Source organism: Fibrella arboris (assembly GCF_041321095.1).
Classification (GTDB): Bacteria; Bacteroidota; Bacteroidia; order Cytophagales; family Spirosomataceae; genus Fibrella; species Fibrella arboris.
The window spans coordinates 463,419-484,241 of sequence record NZ_JBGGWE010000003.1 but is presented as its reverse complement, the minus strand read 5'-3'; the positions used below and the strand labels follow the sequence as shown (position 1 = coordinate 484,241).

General features: G+C 51.0%; 18 protein-coding genes. 13 read left to right on the top strand and 5 right to left on the bottom strand.

All coding sequences use genetic code 11. The annotated features are described in order from the left end of the window. Positions 1–31: 31 nt before the first annotated feature. From gldE to mutY, 3 genes are all read right to left on the bottom strand, one after another. On the bottom strand, positions 32–1,369 hold the full coding sequence (gene gldE / locus ACAW75_RS07085; protein ID WP_370727986.1) for a gliding motility-associated protein GldE: 1,338 nt from the start codon (positions 1,367–1,369) through the stop codon (positions 32–34). 91 nt (positions 1,370–1,460) lie between these two features. Continuing rightward, positions 1,461–1,976 carry a single-stranded DNA-binding protein gene (locus ACAW75_RS07080; RefSeq protein ID WP_370727985.1) on the bottom strand — a complete coding sequence of 172 codons (516 nt, stop codon included), beginning with the start codon at positions 1,974–1,976 and terminating at the stop codon, positions 1,461–1,463. A gap of 69 nt (positions 1,977–2,045) precedes the next feature. Next, entirely contained in the window at positions 2,046–3,215 is a 1,170-nt protein-coding gene (gene mutY / locus ACAW75_RS07075) for an A/G-specific adenine glycosylase (RefSeq protein ID WP_370727984.1), read from the bottom strand. A gap of 86 nt (positions 3,216–3,301) precedes the next feature. On the opposite strand from mutY, the gene ACAW75_RS07070 reads away from it, so the two are divergent. From ACAW75_RS07070 to ACAW75_RS07045, 6 genes are all read left to right on the top strand, one after another. Further along, a complete protein-coding gene (locus ACAW75_RS07070; RefSeq protein ID WP_370727983.1) occupies positions 3,302–3,604 on the top strand; it encodes an HU family DNA-binding protein in 303 nt (100 codons plus the stop codon). Between the two features lie 81 nt (positions 3,605–3,685). Continuing rightward, on the top strand, positions 3,686–4,552 hold the full coding sequence (locus ACAW75_RS07065; protein WP_370727982.1) for a tetratricopeptide repeat protein: 867 nt from the start codon (positions 3,686–3,688) through the stop codon (positions 4,550–4,552). A 412-nt stretch (positions 4,553–4,964) separates the two neighbouring features. After that, entirely contained in the window at positions 4,965–6,566 is a 1,602-nt protein-coding gene (locus tag ACAW75_RS07060) for an Rne/Rng family ribonuclease (protein ID WP_370727981.1), read from the top strand. A 276-nt stretch (positions 6,567–6,842) separates the two neighbouring features. Further along, entirely contained in the window at positions 6,843–7,166 is a 324-nt protein-coding gene (locus tag ACAW75_RS07055) for a DUF3467 domain-containing protein (protein WP_370727980.1), read from the top strand. Between the two features lie 101 nt (positions 7,167–7,267). Then, positions 7,268–8,776, top strand: coding sequence for a 4-alpha-glucanotransferase (gene malQ, locus ACAW75_RS07050; RefSeq protein WP_370727979.1), 1,509 nt, complete (start codon positions 7,268–7,270; stop codon positions 8,774–8,776). A 207-nt stretch (positions 8,777–8,983) separates the two neighbouring features. After that, positions 8,984–10,111, top strand: a complete 1,128-nt coding sequence (locus tag ACAW75_RS07045) for a Gfo/Idh/MocA family protein (protein ID WP_370727978.1) — start codon at positions 8,984–8,986, stop codon at positions 10,109–10,111. 166 nt (positions 10,112–10,277) lie between these two features. On the opposite strand, the gene ACAW75_RS07040 is transcribed toward ACAW75_RS07045, so the two are convergent. Next, positions 10,278–11,237, bottom strand: a complete 960-nt coding sequence (locus tag ACAW75_RS07040; RefSeq protein ID WP_370727977.1) for a fasciclin domain-containing protein — start codon at positions 11,235–11,237, stop codon at positions 10,278–10,280. 271 nt (positions 11,238–11,508) lie between these two features. Between ACAW75_RS07040 and uppS the strand changes: the two genes are divergently transcribed. The 5 genes from uppS to ACAW75_RS07015 all read left to right on the top strand — a co-directional run bounded on the left by uppS (position 11,509) and on the right by ACAW75_RS07015 (position 17,870). Beyond that, positions 11,509–12,246 carry an undecaprenyl pyrophosphate synthase gene (gene uppS, locus ACAW75_RS07035; protein ID WP_370727976.1) on the top strand — a complete coding sequence of 246 codons (738 nt, stop codon included), beginning with the start codon at positions 11,509–11,511 and terminating at the stop codon, positions 12,244–12,246. Positions 12,247–12,347: 101 nt separating this feature from the next. After that, positions 12,348–14,924, top strand: coding sequence for an outer membrane protein assembly factor BamA (gene bamA / locus ACAW75_RS07030; protein ID WP_370727975.1), 2,577 nt, complete (start codon positions 12,348–12,350; stop codon positions 14,922–14,924). 157 nt (positions 14,925–15,081) lie between these two features. Then, on the top strand, positions 15,082–15,663 hold the full coding sequence (locus ACAW75_RS07025) for an OmpH/Skp family outer membrane protein (RefSeq protein ID WP_370727974.1): 582 nt from the start codon (positions 15,082–15,084) through the stop codon (positions 15,661–15,663). Positions 15,664–15,682: 19 nt separating this feature from the next. Further along, the gene (locus tag ACAW75_RS07020; protein ID WP_370727973.1) at positions 15,683–16,339 is read left to right on the top strand and encodes an OmpH/Skp family outer membrane protein; all 657 of its coding nucleotides are present in this window, start codon (positions 15,683–15,685) and stop codon (positions 16,337–16,339) included. 157 nt (positions 16,340–16,496) lie between these two features. Beyond that, entirely contained in the window at positions 16,497–17,870 is a 1,374-nt protein-coding gene (locus ACAW75_RS07015; RefSeq protein ID WP_370727972.1) for an NAD(P)/FAD-dependent oxidoreductase, read from the top strand. A gap of 58 nt (positions 17,871–17,928) precedes the next feature. Here ACAW75_RS07015 and ACAW75_RS07010 read toward each other — a convergent pair whose 3' ends face one another. After that, a complete protein-coding gene (locus tag ACAW75_RS07010) occupies positions 17,929–18,636 on the bottom strand; it encodes a hypothetical protein (protein WP_370727971.1) in 708 nt (235 codons plus the stop codon). A 165-nt stretch (positions 18,637–18,801) separates the two neighbouring features. On the opposite strand from ACAW75_RS07010, the gene ACAW75_RS07005 reads away from it, so the two are divergent. After that, entirely contained in the window at positions 18,802–19,518 is a 717-nt protein-coding gene (locus ACAW75_RS07005; RefSeq protein WP_370727970.1) for a response regulator transcription factor, read from the top strand. Next, complete coding sequence (locus ACAW75_RS07000; RefSeq protein ID WP_370727969.1) at positions 19,515–20,786, top strand: HAMP domain-containing sensor histidine kinase; 1,272 nt, start codon at positions 19,515–19,517, stop codon at positions 20,784–20,786. Before ACAW75_RS07005 ends, ACAW75_RS07000 begins: the two co-directional genes overlap by 4 nt. Positions 20,787–20,823: the final 37 nt, after the last annotated feature.

Here is a 20,823-nt window from a genome sequence, read left to right as displayed (position 1 = left end):
TGATGCACCAGGAGGCGCGCTACAGCAACTCCTATTTCTCTGTTAAGTTCTGTTGGGTAACACGTACTTCGCTGATACGCTTGTCGTCGGCGGCGAGAACATAAAAGTTGAAATCGTCAAAGGTTGTTTCTTCGCCAGTTTCAGGAAGCCGACTGAATAATTCGAGCAATAAGCCACCCAACGATTCGCTGTCTCCTCGTACATCGTCGAAGGTGGTTGGGTCAACATCCAGAATGCGGCAGACATCAGTGAGTGGGGTACGTCCCTCAAAAATCACCGTTTGTTCATCGACCCGCCGATAGCCTGTTGGTGTTTCTTCGTCGAACTCGTCGTTGATATCGCCGAAAATCTCTTCAATGATATCTTCCAGCGTTACCAGACCACGGGTGCCGCCGTACTCATCAACAACGATGGCCATGTGTACCCGTTTCCGTTGAAAATCCTGGAGCAGGTCGTCGACTTTTTTGGTTTCCGGAATAAAGAAAACAGGGCGAAGCAACGATGTCCAGGCAAACGAATCTTCATTGGCCAGGTGGGGAAGCAGGTCTTTCAGGTACAAAACGCCTTCAATCTGATCGATTGTTTCTTTGTAGATGGGTACCCTGGAGTAACCTGCGTCGTTGAGTTGCCTAAGAAGGTCGGGGAACGGCAGATCGTCTGGAAAGGCCGTGATGTCCATACGGGCCCTCATTACCTGCCGGGCAGTCAGATTACTAAAATTAACAATGCCCTTCAGTAATTCTTTTTCTTCCTCGCTCGACGACGTACCTGTCAGTTCCACCGCTTCGCTTAGTTCTTCGGCCGACAGTTTGTAGCCACGTCGATGAATCCGTTTGTCGATCTGGTTGCTCATCGAGACCAGTAAGCTCGAAATGGGTGTAAAAATCAGCATCGCTGAACGAGCTACCCAAAGGGTACTGTTGGCAACACTCAGGGCATACTGGGCTGCGTAGATTTTAGGTACCATCTCGCCGAAGACTACAATGACCAGCGTAGTGGTCAACGTAATGCCGGCAAGCAGCCAGCCAGAGCCGTGCGAAACACCCGTCATGACCCACGCCACATACGTGACAATGAGCACAATAGCGATATTGAGAAGGTTGTTCAGGATGACCAGCGAAGCCAACAGACGGCGGGGGCGCTCCAGAATCGCAGCAATGCGCTGATAGGCGGGGGCATCGCTATCACGGCATTGTGCCCGATCTTGCGGGGTAAGGGTAAAAAAAGCGGCTTCGGCAGCGGAGGCCAGTGCGGCCAAAAAAAGCAGCAGTACTACTACGGCCACGTAGGGGCCGTAAAAACTAAGATAGGTGCTCCAGTCGTTGCCGACTGGAAGCACCTGTGTGGATGACGGGTCGCCTGGATCCATAAGAAGAAGTTTACCGTTTGCTACCTCAGTTAAGTTTAACGAGTTGATAGCACAACTTAAGACAGCAAACGGTAAACAGCAAACAGTTTAATTAGAATGGCAGGTCATCATCGCCGCCGTTGTCGAAGGCGGCCGGGGCAGGAGCCGGTTTCGGAGCCGCCTGACGGGCGGGCGCTGGCTGCGCGGCAGGTTGTGCCTGCTGACGGGGAGCAGCGGGAGCGGCAGGGGCTGCCTGCTGTTGGCGTGGAGCTGCCTCGACCTGACCGCCGTCTTCCCGGTTGCCACCAATGAATTGAAATGTCTGGGCCCGAACACCCAATGAAAAACGCTCTTTACCCTCCTTGTCTGTGTATGTCTCCGTACGCAGACGACCTTCAACATAAAGCTGATTGCCTTTCTTGAGGTATTTTTCAATGGTTTTTGCCTGCTCATTCCAGAACTCGACCCGGAACCACTCGGTTTGTTCAACCCGTTCGTTGTTCCGGTTCGTATACGTTTCATTGGTGGCCAGACTGACGCGGGCGACTACACTGCCACCATCAAAATACTTCACTTCAGGGTCGTTACCGACATTGCCAATCAGAATAACTTTATTCAAACTTGCCATGTTATGCGATGCGTTAAAACTGGTTTAAGACGGGGGTTAGTCGTATTAAAGATACTGAAAACTACAGACTTATGCAAACTGTTTGTCAATATAAGCAGCGATCAGAACGGGCTTGGGTAACTGTCTGACCTGCTCCATTGAATACCAGTCTACTCTATCTGGAAGTGGTATATCAATTGTTTCCGGCACTACAATTTCATGAAAGACAGCCCGTATCCGCTGGTGTGAGAGCAGTTGTTGCTCCATACCGGCCGGGCCAACCAAAACGCCCTGTACGACCAATTCGTTCACCTCATCGGGAACGTCGATGGCACGCCAGATAAGGGCAGGTTCATCCGTTTCAAATCCATAGAATTCGTATAGATTTTGCCAGATATCACGACCGGTACGTTCCCTCATGGCCAGTTTCAGGGAGGGTCCTTCTCCCTTTCTGAGGACATAATACGTAAGGAAACGGTCTCGCACCGGTGCTTTTTTCTTTTTTACCGGCAATAATTGTTGCCTGCCGGTTTGGTAGGCCCGGCACTGTTGCTGTAATGGGCAGAACAGACAGTTAGGAGCAACGGGCGTACATTGAATAGCTCCGAATTCCATGATCGACTGATTGTACGTAGCCGGATCAAGGGCGTGTGCGATCAGGCGGATTGCCAGAGAAGCAAAGGTCTTTTTGGCCGGCGTGGTCGTGATGTCTTCCTCGATGCCGAAGACACGGGCAAGCACCCTATACACGTTGCCATCGACTACCGGAACTCGTTCGCCAAACGCAAAAGAAGCAATGGCCGCCGCCGTATACGTACCTATTCCTTTCAAAGCAAGTAGATCCCGATACGTAGCCGGAAACTGCCCACCGAGTGTGCTGGCGATGAATTTGGCCGTTTGGTGCAGGTTACGGGCGCGTGAGTAATAGCCCAACCCCTGCCAGAGTCGAAGCAACTCCCGTTCATTGGCATTCGCCAGATCAGACAAGGTCGGGTACGTTTCTGTAAAGCGTAGATAATAGGGAAGTCCCTGGGCTACACGGGTTTGTTGTAGGATGACTTCGGAGAGCCAGATCTGGTACGGATCGGTCGTATTTCGCCAGGGTAGATCGCGCCGATGCTGGTCGTACCAGGCTTCCAGCGTAGGGGCAAACGTGGCGACTAAAGAGTCACCTGTTAGTGCGTTGTGGTCTGATTGCCAGTTCAAAATAAAGAAGAAGATTTCACCGTTGAATGGGAATAAAGAAGCGAGGGGTTTCATTATCAAGCGAAAAGCCTTACCTTTGTACTCCTTTTTTCAGTGCCAGAAAATCAACATACAAGTAATCGCTAAAGTTTAGTAAAGTCGTGACGAAAGCAGACGTAATCGCTGAGATTTCCGATAAAACCGGAATCGATAAAGCAGATGTAACCTCAACCCTGGAGACGTTCTTCTCGGTGATCAAGAATTCACTGGCCGAAGGTGAGAATATTTACGTTCGCGGGTTTGGGAGCTTCATCAATAAGAAGCGTGCGAAGAAAGTGGCCCGTAATATTTCCAAGAATACGGCCATGGTAATTGACGAACATTTTATCCCCAGCTTCAAGCCGGCTAAAATCTTCGTTGAGCAAGTGAAAACAAGCGACAAAGCCAAAGTATCGGCCGAGTAAACAATCGATTCAGCCCTGCGCTTTGCTGCGTAAGCCAATCGCAGGGCTGTTTCTAAACCATCGCTCGACCCGTTTCTGGGCATGAAAGCATCAACCGTACTTGTCATAGCATCAACTATTGTACTCAGTGCCGGCTTATATAGCCTGCCCAGGGTCGTTGTTCAAAATGCGACGAAGCAGTTGGGCAATGCGCCGGGTGGATGGTCTACCGATACTCCCGTTGCTGATTCATTGAATGTAGCAGCTAATACGGGCGAGAAAACGGAGGCTGATGTTCAGCATAACGAACCGCTTACAGCCGACCAGCAGAAGACGGCAGAAGGGTTACAGAAGCGTTATGCTGCCGCCCAGCCAGCCACCCGAAAGAGCGTAGCCGAACAACTGATTACCTTTTTTCGGTCGGTTAACCGGTTCGATAGTGCAGCCTATTACGCTGGTGAAATTGCTAAAATCGACCCAACGGAACAGACTAATCTACGCGCTGGCAACCAGTACTTTGAAGCATATGGTTTTGCCATAGCTGAACAGAAAGCCGCCTATTTGGGTGATCAAACCCGGGTTTATTATCAGAAAGCCCTGGCGCAGAATCCAAATCTGCTGGCAGCAAAGGCCAACATGGCGATGACGTACGTCAACACCCAAACGCCGATGCAGGGAATTATGCTGTTGCGCGAAGTGCTACAGCAGGACCCCACAAACGAATTGGCCCTGTTCAATCTGGGTATGCTGTCGATGCGATCGGGGCAATATAGTAAAGCCATCGACCGGTTCAGGCAGATTTTAATCAATGACCCTGCTAACCGAAAGGCGCAGTTTTATCTGGGCGTCAGTCTGGTAGAGGCTAATCAGAAAGCGGAGGCCAAAAAAGTATTGGCCGAGGTGAAAGCCAACGAAAAGGATCCGCAGATTCAGGCGGCGATAAAAGAGTTGGAAGAACGAATGCAATAGAGTTTACTGTCTTCAGTCTTCTGTTGCGCTGTTTATTGGCAACATGCTCCTAAATAGCACAACTGTAAACAGCAAACGGTAAACAGTAAACTCAAAAAATAGGGTCTGCCGGGTGGTAGATCGTCAGTAAGTTTAACACATCAAAAAAACCATTAGACTATGCCTTGCGGTAAAAAACGGAAGCGGCACAAGATTGCCACCCACAAGCGGAAAAAACGGCTCAGAAAGAATCGGCACAAGAAGAAATAGTTTACAGTTTGCCGTTTACTGTTGCTTCGCTAGGTTGCGATGCGCTTCACTAGCGAAGCAACAGTAAACGGCAAACTGACAACTCCCTTTAAGAAGCCCCGCCGTTTTTTGCGTGCGTGGCTTCTTTGTTTTATACATGCCATTCTAACCGTGCCATCAGCTTGTGAGCAACGAAATTGTAATCAGCTCCACTCAGAAAGGGGACCGGATTGCTCTATTGCAGGATAAACGCCTGTTAGAGTACCACCTCGATGAGTCGGAAAGCAGCTTTACGGTTGGCGATCTCTATTTAGGTACTGTTAAGAAGTTGTCATCGGGACTCAATGCGGCATTTGTCGATGTGGGTCACGAAAAAGACGGATTCCTGCATTATCAGGACCTCGGTCAGCATATCAACTCCCTAAACAAGTTAACTAAAGATATAATCGCCAAGCGCGTCAACACAGGACGTCTGTCAGGTTTCGAACTGGAGCCGGACATCGACAAGATCGGAAAGATCGATAAAGTGTTGACTAAAGGGCAGTCTATTCTGGTACAGGTGGTTAAAGAACCCATCTCGACCAAAGGACCGCGCCTATCGTGTGATATTTCTATTGCGGGCCGTTATTTAGTGCTCGTCCCCTTTTCAAACGGGGTCAATCTGTCGAAGAAAATTACGGATCGCGGTGAGCGAAACCGGCTGATTCGCCTGATGTCGTCGATCAAACCTCAAAACTTTGGGGTCATTGTCAGAACGGTAGCGCAGGGAAAAGAAGTTGAAGAACTCGACCGCGACCTGCAAGACTCGATCGACAAGTGGGACCGGGCCATGCAAACGCTGCGCGACGCCAGACCACGTGATCGGGTATTAAGCGAAATGAATCGGGCTTCGTCGATTCTGCGCGACATGCTCAACGAATCGTTTGATAGCATTACGGTTGATACGCCGGAGAGCTACGATGAAATTCGCCGGTTCATTCATACGATTGCTCCTGAAAAAGAGAAGATTGTAAAACTGCACAGCGGCAAAACGAAAATGTTCGAGGCCCTCGGGCTGGAAAAACAGATCAAGTCGCTTTTCGGCCGGTCGGTGAGTTTGCCCGGTGGTGGTTACCTGATTATTGAGCACACGGAAGCCCTGCACGTCATTGATGTGAACAGCGGTAATAAATCGAACTCAGAAGAAGATCAGGAAGCTACTGCCATTAGTGTGAACCGGGAGGCAGCCCGCGAAATTGCCCGTCAGCTTCGGCTGCGCGACATGGGAGGCATTATTGTGATCGACTTCATCGATATGAAGAAGGCCGAAAACAAAAAGCTTATCTTCGATATCATGCGCGAGGAAATGAAGAACGAGCGCTCGAAGTACACCATACTTCCCCTGACCAAGTTTGGCCTGATGCAGATTACCCGGCAGCGGGTACGTCCCGAAATGAACATCGTGACGCGTGAGGTATGCCCAACCTGTAATGGAACAGGCAGTATTCAGGCGAGCGTACTCATAACCGACGTTATTGAGGGCAACCTCGAGTATATTCTGACCAAGCAGAATGAGCGTGGTATCCAGATCGTGGTGCATCCCTTCCTGCACGCTTTCTTCACAAAAGGGTTACTCTCCCGGCAGCGTCAATGGTTTTTGAGATATAAGACATGGGTGAATTTGGTGAAAGACAGTTCGTTAGGCATCACTGAGTTCAGGTTCTTGAACAAGCATGGCGACGAAATTGAACTGACATCGGCGGCAATTCCGTCATCGGCCATTGCGGCGGCACCGGTTGAAGCCTGAGAGGCCACTCACTTTTTAGAAACGCCGTAAAGAGCCCGGATCATAGTCGGGGCTCTTTACCTTTAACTCAAAGCTGTTGCATAACTTGGCGGTCTCTTAACTATTTTCTATTTTTGTAAACAAGTTAGTGAAAACGGCTTGTTCGGCTTGACTTACATGATGCACGTTCGCGTGTGTTTGTAAATAGCTTCAACTTTCCCCACTTGTAAAGGAAGACCCTGGTACCTCTGGTATCAGGGTTATTTTATTGTCAGACATATAGTCTACTTTTGAGCCATGGAACAGCAAAATTTCAATAACGACGGCTCCATCGACGTCGAATTAAGTGAGGAGATTGCCGAAGGTATCTACGCGAATCTGGCCATGATCGCTCACTCGAACAGTGAGTTCATCGTCGATTTTATTCGCCTGATGCCGGGTGTGCCCAAAGCCAAAGTAAAATCGCGCATCATTCTGACACCTGAACACGCGAAAAGGCTGTTGCAGGCATTAAAAGAGAACATTCGTAAGTACGAAGATAATTTTGGGTCAATCAACCAGCCCGACGATACATTTCGCTTTCCCAGCGGCGGGTTTGGTGGTCCCGTGGGCGAGGCCTGATAAAACATTACGGAGACCGCAAGGTTGAAGAGACGTACGTATTGTTGGCAGACCTGGCTATGGTCTGGCCTGCCAACAACTGAAAACTCAACGTTTCTTCTATGTTGCAACTTCGTTCGAGTGGCTTGCTGCTCCACATTACGTCGCTGCCGTCGGCTCATGGCGTCGGTGATCTGGGACCGGCCGCCTATCAATTCGCTGATTTTCTGGAGCGCTCCGGTCAGACATACTGGCAAATTCTGCCGCTTACCCCGCTCGATCCCGGTGCCGGGTTTTCGCCCTATAGTAGCCCTTCGGCTTTTGCCGGGAATACGATCATGATCAGCTTCGATCGGCTCGTAGAACAAGGGTTACTGCCTGCCAGCGACGTGGCAGTGCTGGCAGCCGAATGGCAGGCTACAGAGGCGTCGATGGCTACGGCCTGGTCGAAAAAACAGCCGTTACTTCGCAAGGCAGCTGAAACATTCATTGAACAGGGGCTTACCGTTGAAGGATTGGGTTTTGATACCTTTTGCTACCGGCAGGCAGAATGGCTGGATGATTATGCCCTGTTTGTGGCACTCCAGCAAGATCTGAACATACCTACCTGGACCAACTGGCCCGATGCCCTTGTTCGCCGTGATGCGGATGAACTGGCCAGCCAGTCGGAACGATTAGCGCACGAAATAGTAGTGGTGAAGGTGCTGCAATACCTGTTTTACCAACAGTGGAACGACCTGATCACCTATTGCTATGCCCGAAAAATTCACCTGATTGGCGACATTCCAATCTATGTTCAGCAAAACAGTGCTGATGTCTGGGCTAACAAAGAGCTCTTCAAGCTCGATGCCGAGGGCATGCCCAGGTACGTTGCCGGATCGCCTCCCGACTACTTCTCGGCTGACGGGCAACGGTGGGGCAACCCGATTTACGACTGGGCTGAACACGAACGGACTGGCTTTTCCTGGTGGATTCGGCGAATGCGTCACCAAATGTCATTATACAGTCTGACGCGTCTGGATCATTTTCTGGGTTTCGATATGTATTGGGAGATTCCGGCTACTGAACCAACCGCAAAAGTGGGACAGTGGGTACAGGCCCCAACAGAAGCGTTTATTCACGCCATGTACCGGCAGTTTGTACAGTTGCCGCTGATTGCCGAGGATCTTGGCGCACGTTCGGCGGAGATACAGCCATTCCTGCGTCATTATGCTATTCCGGGAATGCGCGTCATTCAGTTTGGCTTTGGCGATGACCTGCCTACCTCATCGCACATTCCGCACAACCATACGCTGAACAACGTAGTGTACACAGGTACTCACGACAATAACACCACGTTGGGCTGGTATCGGCAGGGGACAGATGAGCTACACGAGCGCCTCTGCACGTATACGGGGGTAACAGTCACTGAAGACAATGTAGTACCCTTGATGACCCGTATGGCCATGCAGTCGGTGGCGCGTTTGGCCATTTTGCCTGTTCAGGATGTTCTCTCGCTCAACGAAGAGCACCGTATGAATACGCCGGGCTTAGGTGGCTATAGCTGGCAATGGCGGCTTCAACCCGGCCAGCTGACAGATGAGGTAAGTGACAATCTACTGGCCTTAACCAAAATGACTGGTAGAGCGTAACCGCGCCAGTAAGACAAACACTGGATAGCTGACTTAGAGAGGCTAAAATCGGTGCGGTATTTCTGACCATTCAGTCGGGAACACCGCACCGAACCGACAACGTACCTGAGAGTCGGCTGCGCCGTAATGGAACGTTAAACTCGCTTGTACGGGTAAAGCTATTATCGCAGGGCCTTTTGGGATATAGACTTATTTGTTACTTCCCCTATGACAAAGTTGACCTCCCAATCCCGCCGCCAATTTCTGATGAACGCTGGCGCCTCTGCACTGGCTATACCTACGCTGACCGACGCCCTCGGAAGGCCAATTCAGTCGACCACAAATCAGCCTGGCCGTAAATTGGGTATTGCTCTGGTGGGGCTAGGTTATTACAGCAAAAACCTATTGGCCCCTGCGTTGCAGCAGACAACCAATTGCCGACTAGCGGGCATTGTAACGGGTACCCCGGCCAAAGCTGACGAGTGGATGAAAAAGTACGACATTCCCAAAGCGAATGTGTACGACTACAAAACCTTCGACCGCATTATCGATAATAAAGACATTGATGTCGTTTATGTCGTGCTGCCTAACTCCATGCACCGCGAGTTTGTGGTTCGGGCAGCGCAGGCGGGCAAGCATGTGATCTGCGAAAAACCAATGGCTATTACTGCCAGCGACTGCCAGGCAATGATCGATGCCTGTAAAAAGGCAGACCGTCAGCTGGCTATCGGCTACCGGCTGCATTATGAGCCATTTACGCAGGAGGTGATGCGCCTGGGGCAGCAAAAAGTATTTGGCCCAGTACGATTCGTTGAAGCCAGTGATGCGTTTAAGATTGGTGATCCAACCCAGTGGCGCCTGAAAAAAGCAATGGCCGGAGGGGGCGCGCTGATGGACGTTGGGATCTATGCCGTTCAGGGGGCCAGGTACGTGACTGGTGAAGAGCCTGTTTCGGTCACCGCACAATTTTCGCCGAAGACTGATCCCCAGAAGTTTAAAGAGGTGGAAGAGACACTTTTCTGGCAGTTCCAGTTTCCAAGTGGCGCCGTTTCCAATTCAACCACCAGCTACACGGCAGGGGTAGAGCGTCTGTACGCTTCCTGCCAGGATGGCTGGTTTGAGCTGTCGCCCGCTTTTGGGTATGGACCATTAAAGGGACGAACCAGCAAAGGGGTAATCGATATGCCCGTGGTGAATCATCAGGCTGCTCACATGGACGGGGTTTGTAAAGAGCTGCTGGCCGGTAAAAAACTGCCTGATCATGTTACGGGTGAAGAGGGCCTGCGTGATGTGAAGTTGCTCCAGGCGATCTATCGGGCTGCTGAAACTGGCCGGAAGATAGAGCTGAAAGCATAAAACCGGGTCAGGCACTGAAGTAACGCAGGTGATGAGCCGGGTGGATGCTGGTTAGCTTTATCACTTGGTTTTGGTCAAAGAGCCTTTTACAGCTTAAAAAGGTCGCTGTTAATGTACCCAGCTAGTACATTAACAGCGACCTTTTTGAGCTGTAAAGCACCGAATTCTAAGGCTGTAACACCTGATCGATCAGATGAATAACCGCATTCTTGCTAATGAGATCAGCTACCTTGATTGGGGTCGCCGCAGTGTTGCTATTCCCCTTGATCGTTGGCCCGGCTGCCGTTACAGCAACCGTTAGTTTAGTAGTAGTCGCGGTGCTGAGCGTGGTGAGCTGACCCGCCTGTAACTGATTCGAGAAAACCATTCCCGGCACAATATGATAGCTGAGCAGATTCGCCAGTGTAGCTGGCGAGGCCGCGTTGATATCGGCAAGCGTACGGTAGCCGGCTGCTACAAAAGCCGCATCGGTTGGGGCAAAGAGCGTAACGGTTCTGTAGGCCGCATTGGTCGTTGTACCGCTCAGAATGCTCATCAGTTCAGGGCGGGAGGCGGCACCGCGCGTTAGAGCGGCTACCAGCAAACCAACGTCGGTCCGGTTTTTTAACGTGGTAAGGGCATCTCCATTTGGCGACGTAAGCAAGGTGTTGATAGTATGAATCACCCCGTTGGCTACTGACTGATCGGCTTTAGTCACTTTACTGCCGTTGACGAACAGCCCGGTTGTGCTATTGGTCAGAAAAAGCACCGATTTGTTGGCGGCTTCAACGGGCAGATTACTGGCTGAGCTTACTTCCGGCGTTTTGGTGGTTACAACCCCCGTAACGAGGTGGTAGCGGATAAGACTGCGCAGCGCATCGGCCGATAGCGCGTTGAATGATTCCGGCGTGGTGTACCCTTTTGCCTTAAAGGCGTCGTCGGTAGGGGCAAAGAGGGTAAGGTTTGTTGCCTTTAACGCGTCGCTCATCCCTGCCTGCTGAACGGCTGCTCTCAATAAAGAGAACGATGCTGTTTCGGTCAGTACATCACTGACTGTTTTAGGCTGAGCATCAACAGGGTCATCTGTTTTTGTACAGCCGATAGTTACTGTGATCAGCGCAAAAAAGAGAAGTGTAGAACGTTTCATTAGACGTATGGACGAATAAAGGAGGCCGGCCAATTGGCCATTGATAGCCGCCGGGGAAATCCGTTGACTTCTTAACGACGAACAAACCGACAAATGGTATGCCCCGTTATTGGCCTGGGCAAATATAGGCGTTCAAGGCGTTCAAACGGCCTTCCTACTAATTAAGTAGATTTTGAAACGGGTAATGGGTTGCGTACCTTCGCAGTCCGATAAACCGGGGTGGTAACTGACCCGGCCTATCCTTAAAAGTTGTTAAAAACCAATTGGTTGAATGAAAGACCATATTGATCCTGGCAATCTCCCCCAGCACATCGCCGTTATCATGGACGGGAACGGACGATGGGCTAAACAGCAGGGAGCCGCCCGGGTGTTCGGGCATCGAAGCGCCATTAAAGCCGTTCGGGAGGTGACTGAAGGCTGTGCTGAGTTGGGTATCAAATACCTGACCCTCTATGCCTTTTCGACTGAAAACTGGAACCGCCCAAAATTTGAAGTAGACGCGCTCATGACGCTCCTTGTGCACACAATTCGGGGAGAGATCAAAACGCTGATGGACAATAATGTACGCTTGTCGACGATTGGCCATACCGAAAGTTTGCCGAAGGATTGCCAGCGCGAGCTACAGGAAGCCATGCGGGCCACAGAGGGTAATACAGGATTAACGCTGATTCTGGCGCTGAGTTATAGCGGACGCTGGGAAATTCTGGAAGCCGTTCGGCATCTAACGGCTGATATTCAACGCGGGCGATTCCAACCAAGCGACATTGATGAGGGTCTATTCAATAGCTATCTGAACACAGGCGGTATTCCTGATCCAGAACTGATGATTCGCACTAGCGGCGAAATGAGGATCAGTAATTTCATGCTGTGGCAGTTGGCCTATTCCGAGTTTTATATGCCCGATGTTCTCTGGCCCGATTTCCGAAAACCGCATCTCTGGGAGGCTATTTTAACCTATCAGAAGCGCGAACGTCGATTTGGGAAAACCAGCGAGCAAGTCGTAAAATGAGCGGTTCGCCGCCCGGTTTTCAGTTTGCTCCGTTTCTCACGGACTTCTCTGCAAGGCAGCACAACTGAAAACAGTAAACAGAAAACTGTAAACTTTCATCCGTGAAACAATTTCTCTTTGCCAGCCTGCTCATCACAGTCTTATCGGCCAGTACTGACGGCTGGGCGCAGGTACGTGTCGGTTATGGTACGCCACAGGCCGCTGCTCCTGCTCCTGTGACCAACGCACTCACCGACTACAATAGCCCAAAAGAATATATCATTGGCGGCTTGTCACTCACAGGAACCCGGTTTCTGGATCCTAATTCGCTGATATCACTGACAGGCCTGAAGAAAGGCGACAAAATACGGTTACCTGGCGAAGCGCAGGGCGGGGCCATCCGTAAACTGATGGATTCGGGATTGCTCTTCGATGTGGTCATGAATGCGACCAAAGTAGAAGGTAATACCGTTTGGTTGCAATTCAAGGTTATCGAACGGCCGCGCCTGTTCCAGATCACCTATTCGGGTATTCGGAAAGGGGAGTCGGAGTCGTTGAAAGAAAAAGTAAAGCTGACTCGCGGTAAGATCATCACCAACACGGATATCAAAAATGCCCAACTGGCGGTTCGCCGGTATTATATCGAGAAAGGCTACCTGAATACGAAAGTAAAGGTGACCACTATTCCCGATAGTACGCGCAATAACGCTACCATGCGTATTCAGATCACTAAAGGCGAGAAGGTAAAGATCGATAATATCGAATTTGCTGGTCGCGAAGAGGTATCGGAAAGCGCGTTGCGGAGCAAGATGAAGAGCACCAAACAAATGCGGTTTGGCCGTGTGTTTTCGCCATCTAAGTTTATCCCTAAAAAATTTGAAGAAGACAAAGGCAAGCTGGTTGATTACTACAACAAGCTGGGCTATCGGGATGCCGTTGTCGAAAAAGATAGCATTATCAATAATGGTGGGGCAACAGTTGGCCTCAAGCTAACACTGGCGGAAGGTAAAAAGTATTACTACCGCAACGTAAACTTTGAAGGAAACTACCTGCATACGAGCGATCAACTGCGCGAAGTGCTGGGAATCCGGAAGGGCGATGTATACAACCCTGAAGAGCTGGAGAAGAAAATGGCGGGCAACCCGGGTCAGGATCTGAGTTCGGTTTACATGGATGATGGCTACCTGTACTACCGCGCCGACCCCGTTGAACGGGCTGTAGTTGGCGATAGCATCGACCTGGATATTCGTATCTATGAAGGCAAGCAGGCCACCATTAACCGGATTATTTTGAATGGGAATACGAAGACGTCTGACCACGTGGTGATGCGCCAGATTCGGACACTCCCAGGGCAGAAGTTCTCGAAGACAGCTATTGTACGTACCCAGCGCGAGTTATCGACGCTCGGCTACTTTGACCCGGAAAAGATCGGTATCAACCCGGTTCCGCAACCAGACGGTACGGTTGATATTGAATACACTGTAGAAGAAAAACCAAATGACCAGATTGAACTATCGGGTGGCTGGGGTGGCTTCATTGGCTTTGTGGGTACGTTAGGCCTAACATTCAACAACTTCTCGGCCCGTAATATTACGAACTTAAGCGCCTGGCGGCCGTTACCGTCTGGCGATGGGCAGCGGTTATCGCTCCGGTTTCAGGCCAATGGTCGGCAGTATCAGACTTATTCGGCCACGTTCACTGAACCCTGGCTAGGTGGCCGTAAGCCCAACGCACTATCGGTGAGCTTGAGCCACACCGTTTACCGGCAGTTTGGTCTCGATTTCTACTCGTCGGCAGGGAGCAGCGCCGTTCCGATTGGTGCCTATACCAACACGGCAATTACACTGGGCTTAGGCCGGCAGTTGAAAGTGCCCGATGACTATTTCTCGCTGAGTAACTCGATCACTTACCAGCGGTACGACCTGAACAACATCGCCATCTTCGGTAACGGGTACAACAACGGTATCTCAAATAACTTCACGTTCAACACCACACTATCGCGGAATAGCATCGACAATCCGCAGTTCCCCCGTCTGGGTTCATCGTTTACGCTGAGCGGTTCGTTTACACCTCCTTATTCGGTGTTCCGGCCAAAGGATTACCAGGTTGATCAGTCGAACCCATACAAGTGGGTAGAATACCACAAATGGATGTTCGATGCCAGCTGGTTCCAAACCGCCGTGGGTAAGTTCGTACTGAATGCCCGGGCGCATATGGGCTTCCTGGGTAGCTATAACGCCCGCACACCGATCGGACCTTTCGAGCGCTTCGTACTGGGTGGTTCGGGTCTGGCCGGTCAGGGTCAATTTGCGCTGGCGCAAGACATCATCGGTCTGCGCGGCTATCCCGACCGTCGCGTAATCACGCTCGACAACAACCGGGTACCTGTCGGTAATGAGCTAAACCAGGGGGGGGTAGTGTATAGCAAGTACGTTGCCGAACTCCGTTATCCGGTTTCGCTGAATCCGTCGGCCACGATCTTTGTGCTGGGGTTCGTTGAAGCGGGTAACAACTGGGCCAGTTACAAGCAGTATAATCCGTTTGACCTGCGTCGTTCAGCGGGAGCTGGTGCCCGTATCTTCATGCCAGCCTTCGGCCTGATCGGGATCGACTACGGCTGGGGTTTCGACACCGTGCCGGGCGTTCAACAGGCTGGTACAGGCCAGTTCCACTTTACAATCGGTCAACAGTTCAGATAAGGAGTTTACTGTTTACCGTTTGCTGTTTACCGTTGCTTCGCTCATTAGCAGCGCAACAGAAGACGGTAAACTGTAAACAGTAAACTAAAATTGTTTGCTTGTTTAAACGTTCTCTTCGTAAATACATCTAACCATCAGACAACCACCGAAGAGCTGTATGAAAAGGGGTTTGTTCTTAGTAACTTTGTGGTTTCTTGCCGGAACTATTCCGGCCTGGGCACAAAAATTTGGGTACGTTGATACCGATTTCATTTTCAGTAAGTTACCCGAATACAAAAAGGCGCAGGAGGGAATAGATCAGTTTGCCGATCGGTGGTCGAAAGACATACTGGACAAGCAGCTAGAGATTGAAAAAATGCAACGTGCATACCAGGCAGAAGAGATTTTGCTGACCGATGATATGAAGCGGGAACGGCAACGCGTCATTGGTGATAAGGAACGCGAAGCCAGAGAGTACAACAACAAAGTGTTTGGTTATGAGGGCCTGCTTTTCCAGAAAAAGAAGGAACTCATGAAAGGACCAATGGAGTTACTGAACCGCGCCCTGGAAAAGGTGGCGTCGCAACGGAAGCTCAATTTTATTTTTGATAAAGCCAGTGAAGGGATGTTGATGTTATACACCGACCCCCGCCACGATTATACCGATTATGTGATGGAGGAACTGGGGCTCGACCCCGATAGCCAGAAAGCTAAACAAACCCCTATCGCCCAGCCAACAAGCAGTGCAAAACCTAAATAATAATTCAATAAACAGTCGAATGAAAAAGAATCTGGTCATGGCGCTTAGCGCAGCCCTGTTGATGGGGGGCCTGAGCGCACGGGCGCAAGCCCAGGCGTCGACGCCGGTTACCACACCTGCCACCACGCCAGCGGCGACAACTGCGCCACGAGCAACGGCAGCTACTCCGATTAAAATTGGCTATACGAGCATGGACTACCTGCTGGGTCAGGTACCTCAGGCAAAGGATATTCAGAACCAGTTGACTATTCAGCGGACGCAGCTCGAAAACGAGTCGACGCGGATGCAGAAAGAGTTCCAGGAAAAATTGCAGGCTTACGAAAAAGGGGGCGCTCAGATGTCGGAAGTGATCCGGGCCGACCGCGAGAAAGAGCTGCAGGGTTTACAGACTCGTTTCCAGGAGTTTCAGAAGAATGCTGAAGCTACGTTACAGCAAAAGTATCAGCAGCTGGTAAGCCCGGTATTGCAGAACATTCAGAAGAACATCGACGCAGTGGCTAAAGAAAACGGCTATTCGCACGTATTCAACCTGGATGCCGGTGCTGGTACTGCGGTTATCCTGCTTTATGCACCGGAAGATGGCAACATTTCAGACATGGTCCTGAAGAAAATGGGTGTTACGCCCAAGCCAGCAGGAACGCCAGCGACTACTCCAGCCGCAGCGCCTAAGAAATAAACGTACCCAGGTACGTTCCGGCAAACAAAACCGCCCGGTCTCCCCAGATCGGGCGGTTTTGTTTGCCACCAGCGAGTACCCGTAAGTCGGTTGGGCTTGAACAAAACCCGCTCTAAACCAGTAGATAGAGCAGTTAGCTATTCAACGGACAGACACAATGTTACACTTCGATAAACTTTCGCTAAATATCCCGGACACCAATAAGCCCCGCGTAGTGGTGATCGGTGGTGGTTTTGGTGGAATCAACGTAGTAAAAGGCTTAAAAAACAAGGGCTTCCAGGTAGTGATGTTCGATAAACAGAACTATCATGGATTCTGGCCCCTGCTCTACCAGGTGGCTACGGCCGGCCTAGAACCTGATGCCATTGCCGAACCACTCCGAAAGCTGTTTGATGAACAATATGACGATTTCCACTTCCGGCTGGTACGGGTTACGGGTGTAAATCCGGCTACCAAAACTATTTCTACGCTGATCGGTGATTTGCAGTACGATCATCTGGTTATCGCGTCGGGGTCAAAGCCTAACTATTTTGGCAATGATCAGATCAAGAATAATTCGTTTCCGCTCAAAAGCATCCCTGACGCCTTGAACCTGCGGAGTCAGCTGTTGCAATCGTTTGAGCAGGCAAGCATCATCAAGGACCCCGAAACCAGACAGAGCCTGCTGAACTTTGTCATCGTGGGTGGGGGGCCAACTGGCGTTGAACTGGCCGGATCGCTGGCCGAGATGCGCAAGCATGTATTACCCAACGATTATCCGGGCCTGGATTTCAGTAAAATGAATATCTATCTCGTTGAAGGGCTCGACCGTGTATTACCCCCCATGTCGCCGGAGTCAGCGGCCAAAACGCAGGGTTATCTGGATGACCTGGGCGTTGTCACCAAGACAAAAACGCTTGTCGAGAGCTACGACGGTACTATCGTGACGTTCAAGTCAGGGGAACAAATTTCCGCGCAAACTTTAATCTGGGCAGCGGGTGTGTCCGGTGCTACCATCGACGGAATGCCCGCCGAATCCGTTGAACGTGGGCGTTACCTGGTTGACGAATACAGCCGCGTGAAGGGTGTTGAGGGCATCTACGCCATTGGTGATATTGCCAATATGAAATCGGAAAAATGGCCAAACGGGCACCCAGGTGTAGCCCAACCGGCTATTCAGCAAGGGGAGCATCTGGCCATGAACCTAACGCTGATGCTACGTCATGGCGAGATCCGTCCGTTCGAATACTTTGATAAAGGGTCGCTGGCTATTATTGGCCGGAACCGGGCCGTGGCTGATCTATCGAAAAGCCTGCACCTCAGCGGTTTCATCGCCTGGATGGCCTGGCTGTTTGTTCATATCTGGTACCTGATCGGCTTCCGCAGCAAATTGGTAGTGCTCAGCAACTGGATCTACCGGCTGTTCACCTACGACCGGGGTACCCGCCTGATTATCCGCCCGTTCGTGCGTAAAGACGATAAAGTAGGGCAGGATTATGCCATGCGCAACGAAGGCCAACTGGTTACCGACCGCACCACGGCAGCGAGTTAAAGCGTTCGTTGCCGTTGACGTCATTGGTAACCAATGGGCCAACGGCAACGAACGTTTTCTATTGTTTCGGTTTATCGAAGATCGCCTCGTCGATGGCTGGATTGGCCTCAAATGCAGTTAAACGTATCGTGACCGACTGCCCTATTGCTTCTGTTTGTACCTTATAGGGTAAGGTCAGCATACCGGCTTTTTTGTATTCATCATAGTCCACTTTCGCGTCGATGGTCTGCCCCATTGCCTGCACTGACCCTTTGCGTGAAACGATCAGGTACGTGGCCGGATCGATGTAGAAGGTAGAGGTTCCTCCCTGTAGCGGAATAGACAGGGCATAGTATTCTTTTCCATCTACAGTCTGCTTGCCTTTGAAATCAATCGGCTGCCCTTTCAATGAGGCATTGGCAATCTCCAGGCCGGGTAGCGTCACACTTTCTGTAATGGCTTTCAGTTGTTGTACAGGTACGTCCTGGGCAGCGCCTCCACCCTGGCTGGCCCAGCCTGCATCGCCTTTGGTGGCTACCACAATCTCATTACCGCCCATGTTCATGTCGATGCGGGTTGCCTTGTCGAAAATGACGGTGGCAGTTGCATCAATGCTCTGCCCCGGCGCAATCGTCGACTGCGTATATTTAGCTGATTTAAAGGCTTTCAAGTTATCGGGGCCACCGAGGGCGGTGAGGTGTTTATCAACAACGTCTTTCAACGTTTGTGCAAAAGAACCAGTCGACATCAGGAATGAGGCCGCTAGTAAGATCAACTGTTTTTTCATGTGCTTGGGTTGGTTAAGCCCCGTAAAGGTACGAAATAGTCACCGCTCAAGTGGGCTTAGGGTTGTAAGGCGTAGGGCCGGGAAGCGTGGTGAACACAGAATTTCTACAGTTTTTATCCGCATTTTTGACTACACAAATAGGGCGAGGCGCATTATTAGACAGGGATGAAACTACTGCTGGTTGAAGACGAACCTGCTTTGCTGAAGGCGATGCGGCAATTTCTCGATAAGGAAGGGTACCTCATCACCACAGCCGTGACCTTCGCTGCTGCCTCGCAGGCGATAAATGATTATGAGTACGATTGCCTTGTTATAGATATTGGGCTACCCGATGGCAATGGCCTCCAACTGATTCAACAGCTTAATTCCACGCCGAGCAAATCTACGCGAATAGAAGGCCACCCCGGATCCGCCACTGTAGGACTCATTATTATTTCGGCGAATGACTCACTCGATGATAAACTGCTGGGTCTGGAGTTAGGCTCCGACGATTACATTACCAAACCATTTCATTTGCCCGAACTCAATGCCCGAATCAAGTCGGTGTTGCGGCGGCGTTTCTATGGCGGGAATAACCTGATTCGGTTCGGGGCTATCTCCGTAGATCCGCAATCACACCGGGTGAGTGTTGAGGAGCAATCCCTTGACCTGACCGAAAAAGAGTACCAGTTGCTGCTCTTTTTTCTGGCTAATCCCGGCCGGTTACTGACCAAAGCAGCTATTGCCGAATATGTCTGGGGCGATCATATGGACATGGCCGATTCGCATGATTTCCTGTACACGCATATCAAAAATCTGCGCCGGAAACTGATGGATCGCGGTTGTCCCGATTATCTGAAAACACGATACGGGGCCGGGTACATCTTTGCCATACCGTTATGAGCCTGCTTCGTAAAACGTTGCTCTATTTGTTTCTCGTTGCCGTTCCGGTGGCTATTGTCGGTGGCTGGCTTTTTCATACACTCATCTACCGGGGCATTCGCTACGAAGTAGATGAGCAACTTACCAGCGATCTGGCCTATGTAAACAACCAGCTTACGGCCGCAGGTACGTCGCCAAGCCACGGGCAGTATCTGGGTGACCCGCACATTACCATTCGGCCCACGCGCCAGCCAATGACCCCCACGTTTCGGGATACGATGGACTATGACCAGCGCGAAAAAGAACGGATTCCCGTTCGTGAGCTACGGGCCACTACGCAGGTTGGCAACCAGACGTACCTGGTGACGGTGAAGCAGGCGATGGGCGAATTCGGCGAGATCGCCCGGCTGCTATCTGCCAGTATCATTGTGGCATTTTTACTGCTGATGGGCTTTCTTGTCGGGCTGAATAGCTGGGTGTCGCGCCGACTGTGGCAACCTTTTTACCAGCTTATCGACCAGCTAAGTACCTACCGGCTTGATTCCCGAACGCCTACAACCTTTGCGGATAGCACCATTGATGAGTTCAGGCAGTTGCGGCTGGCCCTGAATACGATGAGCCAGAACCTGCACCGGCAGTATACGGTGCAGAAAGAATTTACGGACCACGCCGCCCACGAAATGCAGACCCCGCTGGCGGTGGTGACTACCCAGCTAGACCAGTTGCTGGCTACCGAACCGCTGACGGGCGAACAGGTAACGTATCTGGAACAGACGCAGGGGTCAGTGCGAAGGCTAGTTCAGCTCAACAAAAGTTTGCTGCTGCTGACCAAGATCGACAACAACCAGTATGCCGATCAACAGCCGGTTAATCTGAGTGAAATCGTTGAGAAACAGGTCAGGAACCTGGAAGCATATGCCCGCCATCGGCACCTTAACTGGACTAGCGACGTTGCCCCGAACGTGTGTTGGCCCATGAGCCCCTATTTGGCGGAGGTGCTGTTCAGTAATCTGGTCAAGAATGTGCTGGTTCATGCACAGCCGAACACCGAAACGAAGGTAATTCTGACCCATTCCTATGTTAAGACCATCAACGAAGCGCCACCGCTCCCGTTTCCGGCCGAGCAGCTTTTTGGCCGTTTCGTAAAGAATCCCGCCCGGCCCGAATCAACGGGGCTTGGTCTGGCGTTGGTCTGGCAGATTGCTCATCGGTATAACCAGACCGTGCATTATCAGTACGACGCACCAACTCGACTACACACGTTCACCGTTTTATTCCCTGCCAACTGATGTGTATGCCAACCTGGGTATATACAGCCTCATCTCC